This is a genomic window from Pantoea agglomerans NBRC 102470 (assembly GCF_001598475.1).
Taxonomy (GTDB): Bacteria; Pseudomonadota; Gammaproteobacteria; order Enterobacterales; family Enterobacteriaceae; genus Pantoea; species Pantoea agglomerans.
This window is the reverse complement of the sequence record NZ_BCZA01000008.1, coordinates 1-15,380: the sequence shown is the minus strand read 5'-3', so window position 1 is coordinate 15,380 and position 15,380 is coordinate 1. Positions and strand designations below refer to the sequence as shown.

Here is a 15,380-nt window from a genome sequence, read left to right as displayed (position 1 = left end):
CTGCCCGATGACTTAACGCCGCCAGTGACGCAGCAGACGGCTTTTCATGCCGGTATCGAAACGCCAGATATGGTCGAAGATGCGCAGAATGCCTGGTTTCCCGTGGGCCGACATAGCCACGGCGTGAAAACGTTGCTGATTATTTCGCTGACGCGTTTTAATGGTCCCGATCACCTCTTCCGGCAGACGCTGGGCAATAAAATCGGAGACGATCACCGCATCGGCTTCCTGCCACAGTGCACCTTCCATCCGGGTCACAACGGAAGAGAGGCAGGCTGCCAGATCGGTGCCGCCGCGAAAGCGCTGACTGAGAAAGCGAATCGCCTGTTCCAGCCCGTCATCACCGGTCAGTTCATAGCCGATCACCTCATGCGCAAACAGCATGATGTAGCAGCGACGGCGATCGGCCAGCGCGACTTTCAGCAGCGCCAGACAAAACGCTTTGGCGCAGCGCTCATTGAAGCCACCCATCGAACCCGAGGTATCGACGCAGACGATGAAAGGCCCGCGTGGCTGCTCTTCATGCTGCTGGTGGCTGGCCGGACGCATCGTGACCTTTTCATGCCAGGCATCGCCCTGCAGCTTGTAGGTCAGCAGCCGTTTCTCTACCAGCCGCCGGTAAAACTCCAGCTCCAGTTCACTGATACTCAGCGCAGCTAACTCCGGCGGCAGCAGACGCAGCACGTCATCGCTCTGGTGAATGCCGCTGACCTCCTCCGGCACGGCCGCAGGTTCCTGCACCATATGGTGAAAGGCCTCCATAGGGGCATCCTGCGACGGCACCGATTTTGCCTCGCGGCTGCGACCCAGCTGCTGGGCCAGTTTCAGCAGCTCCGGCTGCTGCGCCAGAAAGTCGCCATATTGCAGCATCAGCTGATAGTCGCCAGGCTGCAGTGACGCTTTGCTCATGTCCCACAGCCGGCCAGCGGCGGCTTCGTCATCGTCGCCGAGAATCGGTGCCAGCTGACCGCTCAGCGCCATACGCTGCTGCAGTTCCGCCAGCAGGCGTTCGCGCTGCTGCTCCAGCAACGTCTGATTCAGCGTCAGGGTCTGTAAGGTCAGGCTCAGCCGCCAGCGCTGTAGAAAAAGCTGGTGCTGCGCGCTGCTGAGATGGCTGATATCGGTGTGCTGCAGCAGCCGGTTGGCTTCATCCAGAAAAGGGGAAGGCAGGCTTTCAAGCGCCTGAAGCGTGGCATTCAGCTGGTGGCTGAATTCACGATCGCTGAGGAGTTGTACCCGCTGGAACAGCTGAAACTCTTCGGCCAGCGTGGCCGGAACCGGCGTGGCTTTGAGCTCAGCGTTGATCTCCGCTCGCCAGCGTGGCACATCGCGTAACAGTGCTTTTTTCAGCCCGGGAAATTTTTCAAAAAACAGCGCCAGCTGTGGAGACGCCAGCAGGGCAATAATCAGCTCTTCAATCAGTTCGGTTTCACCCACGGAGAGCAGTGTGCTGAGCGTCTCCAGTGGGATCATTTACGCGCCTGTTTCAACTGTTCCGCCACATCCTGCAGGCTGGTTTCAACCCGCGCCAGCCAGTCATCACTGATAAACAGGCAGCGCTGGTGCTGGCTGAACAGATGACGCTGCGACCGCAGTTCACTCTCCAGTGCATCCAGCGCTTCGGTGATCTCACCAGGCAGCGGCTCGCTATTGCTGACGCCAGGCAGTGTCAGACGCGACGATTGCAGGCTGACATCACGGATAGCCAGGCAGTGCTGTGCATCCACCTGTAAATCCAGACTCTGCGCAAAGCCAATTCCATTGAGCTTGCCGCGAACCTCGCCCCCTTTCTGCAGCCACTGATTCAGTGCATCACGCGCGATAACCAGATGTGTCACCTGCATGTCATGCAGCATCAGCGGCTTTTGCAGCATCAGCGTCAGTTGCTCATCAGTGAAGCTTTCCGGCAGATCGTAATGGGGTTTGCGACTGAACATCCCACTGTGTTTTTCCAGGGTGATCGCCTGTGCGATGCTCTGTTGCTGCTGCAGAGCCATGCGACGCGCTTTTATCTGATGCAGTTTCAGCAGCATCGGCTGCTGCTGCCAGGCGTGCTGTGTCATCAGCTGATCGATTTCGCGCTCCAGCAGCTGCATGGACGCGACGTCGTGCCAGAGGCAATCTTTCAGCAGGATCAGGTCTATCGGCGCAATGGCGCTGCGGCCACTGTAAAAGGCACTGGCCTGCAGCAGATGAATAGCTTTTTTCCAGCGACGATCGGAAATATAGGGCGCGGCGGGCTGGCTTTCCAGTTGCTGGCGCAGCTGATAAATCAGCTCGAACACCGCATCCGGGAGGCTGACCTGACTGATGCCGAGCTGCCACTGCGCATACTCCTCATCACTAATGCGCAGGGATTCCGCGACCGGATTGGTGTGCTCATCCTGCTGATGGGTCAGCATGCTGCGAAAGTTCTGCTTCTCATGCACATTATCCAGCCACAGGCGGATTAGCATCCGGTCATAGAGCGCTTCAAGGCCGCTGTCCGCTTCCGGCATTTCATTAGAGGCGGTGACCAGCAGACGCATCGGAATGGCCTCTTCGCTGTCGCCATTGCGGAAGCGGCGTTCGTTGATAGCGGTCAGCAGGGTATTCAGAATCGCCGGGCCGGCTTTCCAGATCTCATCCAGAAAAACAATCTCCGCGTCGGGCAGATAACCTTTAGTGAGGCGCTGATAGCGCCCTTCATCCTTCAGTGCCTGAATAGATAGCGGGCCAAACACCTCTTCCGGTGTGGAGAAACGGGTCATCAGATATTCAAAGGCGCGGGCGTGCTGAAAGGCATATTTCAGGCGGCGGGCAATCAGGCTCTTGGCGATGCCGGGCGGTCCCAGCAGGAATACGCTTTCACCGCTCAGCGCTGCCAGCAGGCAAAGGCGGATGGCATGATGTCGCTCATACAATCCTTTTTCTAACGCATTGCTAAGGCGAGAAATTCTTTCTGCCAAAAGATGGGGTTGAGCCATAATCACTTCAATGTCCTTACGATCGTCGGGCCGCCGCGCTTCAGCAAGCGCCTTACTCTATAGATCATCATGCGTGAAAGCGTTGATAGCTGTCAGCTTTTTTGTTTCATAAGGTTTGCCTGCTTTGAAAGCGGCGCTGATTAACGCTTTAATGCCTGAAACCACCCCGTTACCCTGGCAGACAGGCGAAGCGGGTATAGGAATTTTCGGCAAACCGTGCATACTGTGCGCTTTTTGATGGCCTGAGCGAGGGGTTGTTGCGCCTCTTAGACTCCAACAAAAGATAACTCTATGAGCTCGGATAATAAGCAGTCACTTCGCGGATTAACGCTGGCCGCTATTGGTGTTGTTTACGGGGATATCGGCACCAGTCCGCTGTATACCTTGCGTGAATGTCTCTCCGGACAGTTCGGCTTCGGCGTTGAGCGGGAAGCGGTGTTTGGCTTTTTGTCGCTGATTTTCTGGCTGCTGGTGCTGGTAGTATCACTGAAGTACATCAGTTATGTGATGCGCGCCGACAATGCTGGTGAAGGCGGTATTCTGACACTGATGTCGCTGGCGGGCCGCCATACGGGTGCACGCGCCACGGCAGTGCTGGTGATCATGGGCCTGATTGGCGGCAGCTTCTTCTATGGGGAAGTGGTCATCACGCCGGCCATTTCGGTGATGTCAGCCATTGAAGGCCTGGAGATTGCCGCGCCGTCGCTGGATCCCTTTATTGTGCCGATGTCGATTGCGGTGCTGACGCTGCTGTTTGCGATTCAGAAACATGGCACCGGCATGGTGGGCAAACTTTTCGCGCCGGTGATGCTGGTGTGGTTCCTGGTGCTGGCGATCCTGGGGGTCAGCGGCATCATGAAAAACCCGGAAGTGCTGCATGCGCTGAATCCCGCCTACGCGGTCGAGTTCTTCCTGCACTATAAATCTGTCTCATTCTTCGCGCTTGGCGCGGTGGTACTGGCGATTACCGGGGTTGAAGCGCTGTATGCCGATATGGGTCACTTCGGTAAAGTGCCGATCCGACTGGCCTGGTTCTCGGTGGTGCTGCCGTCGCTGGTCCTGAACTACTTTGGTCAGGGCGCGCTGTTACTCAGCGATCCCAAAGCGATTAAAAATCCCTTCTTCCTGCTGGCGCCGGACTGGGCGCTGATCCCGATGCTGATTCTGGCGACGCTGGCCACGGTGATTGCCTCGCAGGCGGTGATCTCCGGCGTCTTCTCGCTGACGCGTCAGGCGGTGCGACTGGGCTATCTGCCGGGGATGCGTATCATCCACACCTCTGAGCGCGAATCGGGCCAGATCTATATTCCGGTGATTAACTGGGTACTCTACTTCGCCGTGCTGATTGTGATTATCAGCTTTGAGCATTCAAGTAATCTGGCTGCGGCCTACGGTATCGCCGTCACCGGCACCATGGTGCTGACCGCGATGCTCTCCTGTACCGTGGCGGTTAAAAACTGGCACTGGAATAAGCTGGCGGTTGCCGTCATCCTGGTACTGATGCTCTGTATCGATGTGCCGCTGTTTACCGCCAACCTGGTGAAAATCTTCTCCGGTGGCTGGCTGCCGCTCTGTCTCGGCCTGGTGATGTTTATCATTATGACGACGTGGAAAAGCGAACGTTTCCGCCTGCTGCGCCGCATGCACGAGCATGGCAACTCCCTGGAGGCGATGATCGCGTCACTGGAGAAATCGCCGCCGGTTCGCGTGCCGGGTACGGCGGTCTATATGTCGCGTGCGCTGAATGTGATTCCGTTTGCCATGCTGCATAACCTCAAACACAACAAAGTGTTGCATGAGCGGGTGGTGCTGCTGACGTTGCGGACAGAAGATGCGCCTTACGTGCATAACGTGCGTCGCGTGACGATTGAGCAGCTGTCACCCACCTTCTGGCGGGTGGTGGCCAGCTACGGCTGGCGCGAAACGCCAAACGTCGAGGAGATTTTCCACCGCTGCGGGCTGGAAGGGCTCAACTGCCGCATGATGGAGACATCGTTCTTCATGTCGCATGAGTCGCTGATTATCGGCAAACGGCCGTGGTATCTGCGCCTGCGTGGCAAACTCTTCCTGGCGCTGCAGCGCAATGCGCTCCGTGCGCCAGACCAGTTTGAGATCCCGCCAAACCGGGTGATTGAGCTGGGCACCCAGGTCGAGATTTGATCTGCAGCGCCCGCCTTACGGGGCGGGCGCTGACCAGCGCAGCATAACGCATAATCCGCCGCCCGAGCGCTGGCTGAAGCTGACCTGCATCCCGTGCAACTGGGCGATATTGCGGACTATCGATAATCCCAGCCCGCTTCCGCTTTTCTCCTGACCTGGCGGTCGCCAGAAACGTTCACCAAGCCGTTGCAGATCGGCTGCACTCAGACCTTCGCCGTTATCCTCTACCGACAGGCTATTCGCCTGAAGCCGCACATCAACTTCGCTGCCTGCTGGCGTATAGCGAATGGCATTATCCAGCAGATTACGCACCAGCAGTGACAGTAACAGCGGATGCCCCTGAATCTGCGGATCGGCGTCAGCATGCAGCCGCAGCGTGACACCCGTTTTATCCGCCAGCGGCAGCTGTGCAGCCAGCGTCTCCTGGACCGTGCGTTTCAGCGCCACCGTTTCGAAGGCGCTGCGTGCATCATCTGCTTCAACCCGTGAGAGCGTCAGCAGCTGATCCACCAGCCGGGTTGCGCGGATAATGCCGGCATCCAGTTGCTGCAGCGCATGGCTTCGCATCACTTCATCATCCGCAGTCAGCTGGATCACCTCGCTTTGCACCTGCAGCGCGGCCAGCGGACTGCGCAGCTCATGTGCGGCATCAGAGGTAAAGCGCCGTTCACGCTGCATCATTGCGCTGATGCGGCTGAACAGACCGTTGAGCGCGACCATCAGCGGTTGCACCTCTTTCGGCACGCGGTCTGCCTGCAGCGGCGTATCATCATCGGGCGCGCGCTGCGCCAGCTGCTGTGCCAGCGTCTTCAGAGGGCGCAGTTCAGACCAGACCAGACCGATCAGCAGCAGCAACATAAAGGGCAGCGCGATCAGCCAGGGCAGCATGCTGGCTTTCATCAGATCCCGCGTCATGTCGTCACGGTATTCGGACTCCTGACCCACCACCACCCGGAACTGCTGGTCGGGCGTAGTCAGCCAGACAAACCGCCAGCGATCGTCATCATTGGTGAGCTGACCCTCATGAAATCCCTGATACTCCGCCTCAAACGGCAGGTAGCGGCCATTGTCACCATCATTCATCACCTGCCGGCCGTCGCGCGTGAAGACGGCAAAGGCCAGGGCGTCGTCATCCTGATCGCCGCGATGGTGGCGCAGTATCTCTTTGGTTTTAGGCAGAGTGGCGTTGTCCAGCGAGGAGAAATCCAGCGTCAGCAGACGCTTTGCCAGCAGCATCTGCTGGGTATCGAAGAGCTCATCAAGGGTTTCACGTGTCTGATGCCAGGCACTCAGGCTGGCGCTGGCCCAGCAGATCCCGAGTAGCAGCACAAAACCGATACCCAGCCGCAGAAACAGGCTCATTGATCGCATTCAGCCGCTCCCAGGGTATAACCGACGCCGTGCAGCGTGCGGATAAACTGGCTGCCCAGTTTTTTACGCAGATGATGAATGTGAACCTCTACCGCATTGCTGGAGACATCGGCGTCCCAGCTGTAGAGCTTCTCCTCCAGCTGGCTGCGTGTCAGCACCCGGCCCGGGTTTCGCATAAACAGTTCCAGCAGCGCCAGTTCACGGCTTTTCAGCGTAATCGCCTCACCTTCGCGCATCACACTGTGGCTGCCGGGTATCAGCACCACATTACCGTGCCGGAGTTCGGGCTGCAGCTGGCCATGACGGCGGCGGATCAGCGCCTGTAAGCGAGCAGCCACTTCGGTTAAGGCAAAGGGTTTACACAGATAGTCGTCGGCTCCCAGTTGCAGGCCTTCGACCCGCTGATCGAGCGCATCGCGTGCGGTCAGTATCAGTACCGGTACATCTTTGCCCTGCTGTCGCCACTGCCGCAGAATATCGAGCCCATCCCGCTCGGGCAGAGAGAGATCCAGGATCACCGCATCCCAGGGCGCGGCCTCCAGCGCGTTAAAGCCCGCCTCACCAGAGGTAAACCAGTCAACGCTGAAGCCCAGTTTACTCAGCCCTGCCTTGATACCGTCGCCAATTAAACGATCATCTTCAATCAGTAAAATACGCATCACGTCTCCCTGTTCCGATAGCGCTTTATACGAAGCAACTTCCTGCTTGTACAGCTGATTTCGGCGAAAATAGCTTATTTTTGCCTCTTAAGAAGCTGTTAAGAACTTTATGGTCAACTAAGCTCAACAAGACGAACCACATCATGGAAAAGAGGTGACAAAATGAAAAAGCACGCTGCAATTCTGGCCGTCGTAATGCTGGCTTCCGCCCCGGTTTTCGCTGCACAGCAGGGTGGATTTGTTGATCCCAGTGCGCCAGCCGCACAGACGCAGGCAGCAGCTGGTCAGGGCGGATTCAGTGCCGATCACACCAGTGTGGTGACCGTAAAGCAGGCTGAAGAGATGAAGGATGACAGCTGGGTCACCGTGCGCGGTAAGCTGGAGAAACAGATCGGCAACGAAGATTATCTGTTCCGCGACCAGACCGGCACCATGAAAGTCGAAATCGACCACAAGCACTGGAACGGCCAGACTATTTCACCTAAAGACAACGTCGAGCTGACGGGTGAACTGGATAAAGATTTCAACAGCATTGAGATGGACGTTAAGCAGGTTAAGAAACTGCCTTAATCCTCTCCTCCGGGGCCGCGTTCGCGGCCCTTTTTTCAGCCCGTCCCCCGACTTAATACAAATTTCTCCCCGCGTGAGCGAAACGTTTCGATAGCGATCACAGATTTCTTCTTTGCCGGTTGAGTTGATGGCGGCTTTTCATACACTCCTGACAGCGAAACGTTTCGCTGTGGAGTGAAAAGATGAAAAAAGGTCGCTTGTTAAACGCTGAACTCTCTCATGTGATTGCCCGCCTGGGACACACGGATACGCTGACGATTGCCGATGCAGGCTTGCCGATTCCGGCCGGACCGCAGCGCATCGATTTAGCGCTCACGCCGGGTACGCCCGATTTTATGCAGGTGGTTAATGCTGTCGCACTGGAGATGCAGGTAGAGAGCGCCCTGATCGCGGAAGAGATTAAGCAGCATAATCCGCAACTTCATAGCGCGCTTGTCGCCGTGCTCGAAGCCTTGCAACAGCACCAGGGGAATATCATCACCATCAGCTACACCAGTCATGAACAATTCAAACAACAAACGCAGCGTAGTCAGGCGGTCATTCGCAGCGGAGAGTGCTCTCCGTTTGCGAATGTCATCCTCAGCGCCGGTGTGACCTTCTGAGGCCGCTATGCAACTTTTACTGCAACTCGACGGCATTGAAAAATCCTTTCCGGGTGTGAAAGCCCTCAAGGGGGCGTCGCTGAATGTCCGGGCAGGACGCGTGATGGCGCTGGTGGGCGAGAACGGCGCAGGCAAGTCCACCATGATGAAAGTTCTGACCGGCATCTATCAATATGATGCTGGTACGCTGCGCTGGCTGGGCAAAGAGACCCGTTTCAGTGGGCCGAAAGCGTCTCAGGAAGCGGGTATTGGCATCATTCATCAGGAACTGAACCTGATCCCTCAATTAACCGTGGCGGAGAATATTTTTCTCGGCCGCGAATATGTCAGCCGTTTTGGCCGTATCCAGTGGCCGCGCATGTATGCCGAAGCCGATGCGCTGCTTAAACGGCTTAATCTGCGCTTCAACAGCCACAAGCTGGTGGGGGATTTGTCGATTGGCGATCAGCAGATGGTCGAAATCGCCAAAGTCCTGAGCTTTGAGTCGCAGGTGATCATCATGGATGAGCCGACCGATGCGCTGACCGATACCGAAACGCTGTCGCTGTTCCGGGTGATCAACGAACTGAAAGCGCAGGGCTGCGGCATCGTCTATATCTCGCATCGCATGAAAGAGATCTTTGAGATCTGCGATGACGTCACGGTGTTCCGCGACGGTCAGTTTATTGCTGAACGCCCGGTCAGCGAACTGACCGAAGAGAGCCTGATCGAAATGATGGTCGGCCGTAAGCTGGAAGATCAATATCCCCATATTGATCAGGCACCAGGCGACGTGCGGCTTAAAGTGGAGAACGTCAGCGGACCGGGCGTGGATAACGTCAGTTTCAGCCTGCGCAAAGGTGAAATCCTTGGGGTTTCCGGCTTAATGGGCGCGGGCCGTACCGAACTGATGAAGGTGCTTTACGGCGCCCTGCCGCGTAGCGAAGGCACACTGTGGCTCAATGGTCGGGAAGTGGTGACGCGCTCACCGCAGGATGGGCTGGCTAACGGCATCGTCTATATCTCCGAAGATCGTAAGCGCGATGGCCTGGTGTTGGGCATGTCAGTAAAAGAGAACATGTCGCTGACAGCGTTAGGCTATTTCAGTCACGGCAGCGGCAAGCTGAAACATGCGGCAGAGCAGCTGGCGGTGGGCGACTTTATCCGGCTGTTTAACGTTAAAACGCCTTCAATGGAGCAGCCCATTGGTCTGCTTTCGGGCGGCAACCAGCAGAAAGTGGCGATTGCCCGCGGTCTGATGACCCGGCCTAACGTATTGATTCTGGATGAACCGACACGCGGTGTGGATGTCGGCGCGAAGAAAGAGATCTATCAACTGATTAACCAGTTTAAAGCCGAAGGGCTGAGCATCATTCTGGTCTCCTCGGAAATGCCGGAAGTGCTGGGCATGAGCGATCGGATTCTGGTGATGCATGAAGGCCGTATCAGCGGCGAATTTACCCGAGAAGAAGCCACTCAGGAGAGCCTGATGGCAGCCGCCGTAGGCAAGCAACACAGCGAGGATTTAGTGGTATGACGACCCAAACTTTACCTGCCAGCCGTCGCTGGTTTAGCAAAAGCTGGCTACTTGAACAGAAGTCGCTGATTGCGCTGATGGTGCTGATCGCCGTGGTGGCCAGCCAGAGCCCGAACTTCTTTACCGTGGCGAACCTGTTCAACATTCTGCAGCAGACCTCGGTTAACGCCATTATGGCGGTCGGGATGACGCTGGTGATCCTGACTTCTGGTATCGACCTCTCTGTAGGATCGCTGCTGGCCCTGACTGGCGCGGTGGGTGCATCGCTGGTGGGTATGGAGGTCAATGCCCTGGTCGCGGTGGCGGCGTCGCTGGCGCTGGGAGCGGCAATCGGTGCCCTGACCGGCACCATTGTGGCGCGCGGCAAAGTGCAGGCGTTTATCGCCACGCTGGTCATGATGCTGCTGCTGCGCGGTGTCACCATGGTCTACACCGACGGCAGTCCGGTTAACACGGGTTTTAATGCCAATGCCGATCTGCTGGGCTGGTTTGGTATCGGTCGTCCGCTGGGTATCCCTGCGCCGGTCTGGCTGATGGCGCTGGTCTTTATTGCTGCCTGGTACATGCTGCAGCACACCCGCCTGGGTCGCTATATCTATGCGCTTGGCGGTAATGAAGCGGCAACGCGTCTCTCCGGCATCAATGTGAATCGCGTCAAAATCATCGTCTATTCACTGAGTGGCATGCTGGCAGCGCTGGCAGGCACCATTGAAGTGGCGCGCCTTTCTTCGGCACAGCCGACAGCGGGTACCGGCTATGAGCTGGATGCGATTGCTGCGGTCGTGCTGGGCGGAACCAGCCTGGCAGGCGGTAAGGGCCGTATTTTCGGCACCCTGATTGGCGCGCTGATCCTCGGCTTCCTGAACAACGGCCTGAACCTGATGGGCGTCTCTTCGTACTACCAGATGATCGTTAAGGCGGTAGTAATCCTGCTGGCGGTGCTGGTAGATAATAAAAGCAGTAAATAACTCTGACCTTACACAGGATGACATGATGAAAAAGTTAACCGCACTGGCCGTGATCCTTGGCGCAACGCTCAGTACCAGCGCTATGGCTAAAGATACTATCGCGCTGGTGGTTTCAACCCTGAATAACCCGTTCTTTGTTTCGCTGAAAGAGGGTGCGCAGAAAGAAGCGGACAAGCTGGGCTACAACCTGGTGGTGCTGGATTCACAGAACAACCCGGCGAAAGAGCTGGCTAACGTGCAGGATCTGACGGTTCGCGGCACCAAACTGCTGCTGATCAACCCAACCGACTCTGATGCTGTGGGCAATGCGGTGAAGATGGCTAACCAGGCGAACATCCCGGTTATCACGCTGGATCGCGTTGCGGCACAGGGCACCGTTGTCAGCCACGTCGCCTCCGATAACCGTTTCGGCGGTAAAATGGCCGGCGACTTCATCGCCAAAAAAGTCGGCGAAAACGCCAGAATTATCGAACTGCAGGGCATTGCCGGGACTTCTGCCGCCCGTGAGCGTGGCGAAGGCTTCAAACAGGCCGCTGATGCGCATAAATTCCAGATCCTCGCCAGCCAGCCAGCCGATTTTGACCGTACCAAAGGTCTGAACGTCATGCAGAACCTGCTTCAGGCACACCCGGACGTTCAGGCTGTATTCGCTCAGAACGACGAAATGGCGCTAGGTGCACTGCGTGCGCTGCAGACCGCCGGTAAAACTGGTGTGATCGTCGTTGGTTTTGACGGTACTGCTGATGGCGTTAAAGCGGTAGAAGGTGGCAAACTGTCCGCGACTGTGGCACAGATGCCAGACAAAATTGGCATGATCGGCGTAGATACCGCTGATAAAGTGCTGAAGGGTGAAAAAGTGAAGGCGATCAACCCGGTCGACCTGAAGCTGGTCACTCAATAACTCAAAGAAAAGCAGGGCACTGCGCCACCCTCCTGGTGGCGCACTTATTCCGGACTCCCCTAATGAGCAAAAACGCAAAACTGGCCGTTCTTGGCAGCATTAACGCTGACCACATCCTTAATCTGGCGCACTTTCCTCGTCCCGGTGAAACGGTGATCGGGCAGAATTATCAGATTGCGTTTGGCGGTAAGGGTGCGAATCAGGCTGTCGCCGCCGGTCGTGCTGGTGCCGATATCGCATTTATCGCCTGTGTGGGCGCTGACGACATTGGTGAACGTGTTCGTCAGCAACTGGCCCAGGACAATATTGATACCACGCCAGTCGAAGTGGTCGAGGGTGAGTCAACCGGCGTGGCGATGATTTTCGTCAATGGTGACGGTGAGAACAACATCGGCATCTACTCCGGTGCAAACGCGGCGTTAACACCCGCCTGCGTGACGCGCCATCAGCAGGTTATCGCCGACGCCGATGCACTATTAATGCAGCTGGAATCACCGCTGGAGAGTGTGCTGGCCGCCGCGACGCTTGCCCGACAGCATCAGACGCAGGTTATTCTCAATCCTGCACCCGCCACCCAGCTCTCAGATAAACTGCTGGCGTTGATCGACATTATTACCCCGAATGAAACCGAAGCCGAGAGTCTGACCGGCATTGCGGTCAGCAACGATGAAGATGCCGCCCGCGCTGCGGCAGTACTGCACGCGAAAGGCATCGGCACGGTTCTGATTACTCTGGGTCGCCGCGGTGTCTGGCTGAGCGAGCAGGGAGAAGGTCAGCGTATTGCTGGCTTCAGTGTTAAAGCTATCGACACCATCGCGGCGGGCGACACCTTTAATGGCGCCTTTATTACCGCGCGGCTGGAGCAGAAAACGATGTATGACGCGGTGCGGTTTGCCCATGCCGCCGCTGCTATCGCCGTTACCCGCTCGGGTGCGCAGCCCTCCGTGCCGTGGCGCGCGGAGATCGATGAATTTTTGCAGCAGCAGGGCTAAGCATTTGAGCACCATGAAAGATGTCGCTCGCCTGGCGGGCGTCTCTACCTCCACTGTCTCGCACGTTATCAATAACAATCGTTTTGTTAGTGAAGGCGTGCGCGAAAAAGTTGAGCAGGCCATCCGCCATCTGAACTACGCCCCCTCTGCGCTGGCGCGCAGTCTGAAAATCAATCAGACGCACACGATCGGTATGTTGCTGACCACCAGTAGTAACCCATTTTATGCCGAAGTGGTGCGGGGCGTGGAGGAGAGCTGCTATCAGCGTGGCTACAGCCTGATTCTCTGTAACACGGCAGGCGATGAAGAGCGGATGAACCGCAGCCTGGAAACGCTGATGCAGAAGCGCGTCGACGGTTTATTGATCATGTGTACGGAAAGCCACCTGCCCTCGGCCGACATTCTGAACCGTTATCCCTCTATACCTGCCGTTATGATGGACTGGGCGCCGTTTGAAGGCCGTGGTGACATTATTCAGGATAACGCGCTGCTGGGCGGGGAGATGGCGACTCAGCATCTTATCGACAGTGGTTATACCCGCATCGCCTGTATCGCCGGTCCACAGGACAAAACCCCGGCTCGTATGCGTCTGGAAGGTTATCGCAACGCCATGACAAAGAGTGGCCTGGCGATTCTGCCCGGCTATGTGGTGAATGGTGACTTTGAATTCCAGGGAGGCTACAACGGGATGGTCGAACTGCTGGCGCTGGAAACGCCGCCGGAAGCGGTTTTCACCAGCAACGATGCCATGGCGGTGGGCGTTTATCACGCACTCTATCAGGCCGGCATGCAGGTTCCGCAGCAGATGGCGGTAATGGGATATGACGATATCGAACTGGCGCGCTATCTCACTCCGCCACTGAGTACCATTCATCAGCCGAAAGATGCGCTGGGTGAACTGGCAATAGACACCCTGCTCCATCGTCTCAGCAATCCCGACGCCAGTCAGCAAACGCTGGTGCTGACGCCGGAACTGGTGGTGCGTAGATCGGTTTAGCGCTTTTTCTTTTTGTCGCGATTACTGATCAGATTACGACCATCGCCGTTTTTCAGCAGCATAAAGGTCAGCGCCGACAGTACTGTTACCACGCCCATGGTCAGAAATGTGGCGTGGAACTGTGAAATGGTGCTGGTTTCAAACTCCTGGTAGAAGCGCAGCACCGCGGCGCTGACGGCCACACCAAAACTGATCGCTAGCTGCTGAGTCACGGCCAGCACGCTGTTACCGCCGCTGGCGTTATCATCATTCAGATCGGCCAGGGTGATGGTATTCATGGCGGTAAACTGCGTAGACATGGCCATGCCGAGAATAAACAGCGGAAGTAAGAGCACAATGATGCTTTCAGCGGGCGACTGCAGAGAGAAGCTGGCGATCAGAATGCCAATAATGGCGGTAATGCCAACCAGCAGGCGGCGGTAACCCAGCCCGCGCAGCAGTTGCGTCACCGTCGACTTCGCCAGTATTGAACCAATGGCGATGGGTGCCATCATGCAGCCCGCGATAATCGCTGAATAGCCAAAGCCGACCTGCAACATGAGCGGCATCAAAAAGGGCACACAGCCGGTGCCAAGACGTGACGCGATGTTGCCACCGATGCCCACTGAGAACGTCCGGGTTTTAAACATCGGCAGATTGATCAGTGGCGAAGGGTGATTTCGGGCATGCACTATATAAAGAAGCAAAAGCACAATCCCGCTGAGTAATATCCCGCCCGCCAGCCAGGCGGAAACAATTCGTTCGCCAAACAGCTCAATCCCAATCGAGATCATCACCAGTCCGGCCCCGAACAATAAGAAGCCGAAAAAGTCGAAGCGGCGCTTAGGCGTGGTGAAGTCCGGCATATATTTGCGTGCGTAGATAATGCCGAGAATGCCAATCGGGATATTAATCAGGAAAATCCAGTGCCAGGTCGCGTAGGTCACCAGCACGCCGCCCAGCATTGGACCCAGTATCGGGCCAACTAATCCCGGCATGGTGACAAAGTTGAGCACCGGCAACAGCTCACTGCGCGGATAGGCGCGTAACAGCGCCAGTCGCGCGACCGGCATCATCATTGCGCCACCGACGCCCTGTATGATGCGCGAGATGACCAGTACCTGGAGTGTGGGAGAAAGTGCACAAGCCAGCGAGCCCAGGGTGAACAGCGAAACGGCAACGATAAATACCTTGCGCGTGCCGTAGCGATCGGCGAGCCAGCCGCTGACCGGAATCAACATAGCGACAGTCAGGGTGTAACTGATGACGGCGGATTGCATGGCCAGAGGAGAACGGTCGAGGCTGGTGGCGATAGCGGGCAGGGCAGTATTCAGTATGGTGGCGTCGAGTGACTGCATGAAAAAGGCCATGGCAGCTATCCATGGCAAACCAGCCATGCTGCGCGCGGATTTTATCATTGAGTATCCTTCCTGGGGTTATCCTGCGAGAAGAAGCAAAATAATAGCACCCGCATTAAGCAACGGCAGGTCTCTTTACAACGTTTAATGGCGATTTTTGTGCGTTATTCCGCCATGAAACGTCTCTTTTTAAGCCGTTCGTTTAAAAAAGATGCGCTCAGCAAATTAATTCAAAGAAACGCTTGTCAGCCCGCGGAAACTCCCTATAATGCGCCTCCACTGACACGGCAAACCGGAAACGGAAAACGGGTTGAGAGGCACAGGAGACTGCGCCGCCGGAG

The 15,380-nt window shown here is 56.7% G+C and carries 13 protein-coding genes; 8 read left to right on the top strand and 5 right to left on the bottom strand.

What is annotated here, in order from left to right; all coding sequences use genetic code 11:
* Nucleotides 1-12: 12 nt before the first annotated feature.
* A complete protein-coding gene (gene viaA, locus PAG01S_RS16445) occupies nt 13-1,473 on the bottom strand; it encodes an ATPase RavA stimulator ViaA (RefSeq protein ID WP_033759308.1) in 1,461 nt (486 codons plus the stop codon).
* Nucleotides 1,470-2,966, bottom strand: coding sequence for an ATPase RavA (ravA, locus tag PAG01S_RS16440; RefSeq protein WP_010258850.1), 1,497 nt, complete (start codon nt 2,964-2,966; stop codon nt 1,470-1,472). The genes viaA and ravA overlap by 4 nt, the downstream gene beginning before the upstream one ends.
* Nucleotides 2,967-3,257: 291 nt before the next feature.
* Here ravA and kup point away from each other — a divergent pair, with 291 nt between their 5' ends.
* The gene (kup, locus tag PAG01S_RS16435) at nt 3,258-5,126 is read left to right on the top strand and encodes a low affinity potassium transporter Kup (protein ID WP_010258849.1); all 1,869 of its coding nucleotides are present in this window, start codon (nt 3,258-3,260) and stop codon (nt 5,124-5,126) included.
* 15 nt (nt 5,127-5,141) lie between these two features.
* Here the strand turns inward: kup and qseC are convergent, their stop codons facing one another.
* Together qseC and qseB are read right to left on the bottom strand one after the other, a co-directional pair.
* A complete protein-coding gene (gene qseC / locus PAG01S_RS16430; RefSeq protein WP_081114160.1) occupies nt 5,142-6,497 on the bottom strand; it encodes a quorum sensing histidine kinase QseC in 1,356 nt (451 codons plus the stop codon).
* The gene (gene qseB, locus PAG01S_RS16425) at nt 6,485-7,156 is read right to left on the bottom strand and encodes a quorum sensing response regulator transcription factor QseB (RefSeq protein ID WP_062759425.1); all 672 of its coding nucleotides are present in this window, start codon (nt 7,154-7,156) and stop codon (nt 6,485-6,487) included. Before qseB ends, qseC begins: the two co-directional genes overlap by 13 nt.
* 162 nt (nt 7,157-7,318) lie before the next feature.
* Here qseB and PAG01S_RS16420 point away from each other — a divergent pair, with 162 nt between their 5' ends.
* The 7 genes from PAG01S_RS16420 to rbsR all read left to right on the top strand — a co-directional run bounded on the left by PAG01S_RS16420 (nt 7,319) and on the right by rbsR (nt 13,702).
* Nucleotides 7,319-7,726 (top strand): YgiW/YdeI family stress tolerance OB fold protein, encoded by a 408-nt coding sequence (locus PAG01S_RS16420; protein ID WP_010258845.1) that lies wholly within the window; start codon nt 7,319-7,321, stop codon nt 7,724-7,726.
* Nucleotides 7,727-7,908: 182 nt separating this feature from the next.
* The gene (gene rbsD, locus PAG01S_RS16415) at nt 7,909-8,328 is read left to right on the top strand and encodes a D-ribose pyranase (RefSeq protein WP_003849483.1); all 420 of its coding nucleotides are present in this window, start codon (nt 7,909-7,911) and stop codon (nt 8,326-8,328) included.
* Between the two features lie 7 nt (nt 8,329-8,335).
* Entirely contained in the window at nt 8,336-9,844 is a 1,509-nt protein-coding gene (gene rbsA, locus PAG01S_RS16410) for a ribose ABC transporter ATP-binding protein RbsA (protein WP_062759424.1), read from the top strand.
* Nucleotides 9,841-10,812 carry a ribose ABC transporter permease gene (gene rbsC, locus PAG01S_RS16405; protein ID WP_010258841.1) on the top strand — a complete coding sequence of 324 codons (972 nt, stop codon included), beginning with the start codon at nt 9,841-9,843 and terminating at the stop codon, nt 10,810-10,812. The genes rbsA and rbsC overlap by 4 nt, the downstream gene beginning before the upstream one ends.
* Nucleotides 10,813-10,837: 25 nt before the next feature.
* Nucleotides 10,838-11,713, top strand: coding sequence for a ribose ABC transporter substrate-binding protein RbsB (gene rbsB, locus PAG01S_RS16400; protein ID WP_031590976.1), 876 nt, complete (start codon nt 10,838-10,840; stop codon nt 11,711-11,713).
* Nucleotides 11,714-11,775: 62 nt separating this feature from the next.
* Nucleotides 11,776-12,705, top strand: coding sequence for a ribokinase (gene rbsK / locus PAG01S_RS16395; protein ID WP_062759423.1), 930 nt, complete (start codon nt 11,776-11,778; stop codon nt 12,703-12,705).
* A gap of 4 nt (nt 12,706-12,709) precedes the next feature.
* Nucleotides 12,710-13,702: a ribose operon transcriptional repressor RbsR gene (gene rbsR / locus PAG01S_RS16390; protein ID WP_369690930.1), complete on the top strand. Its 993-nt coding sequence runs from the start codon at nt 12,710-12,712 to the stop codon at nt 13,700-13,702.
* Here rbsR and mdtD read toward each other — a convergent pair.
* The gene (gene mdtD, locus PAG01S_RS16385; protein ID WP_062759421.1) at nt 13,699-15,099 is read right to left on the bottom strand and encodes a multidrug transporter subunit MdtD; all 1,401 of its coding nucleotides are present in this window, start codon (nt 15,097-15,099) and stop codon (nt 13,699-13,701) included. The genes rbsR and mdtD overlap by 4 nt on opposite strands.
* Between the last annotated feature and the right edge of the window lie 281 nt (nt 15,100-15,380).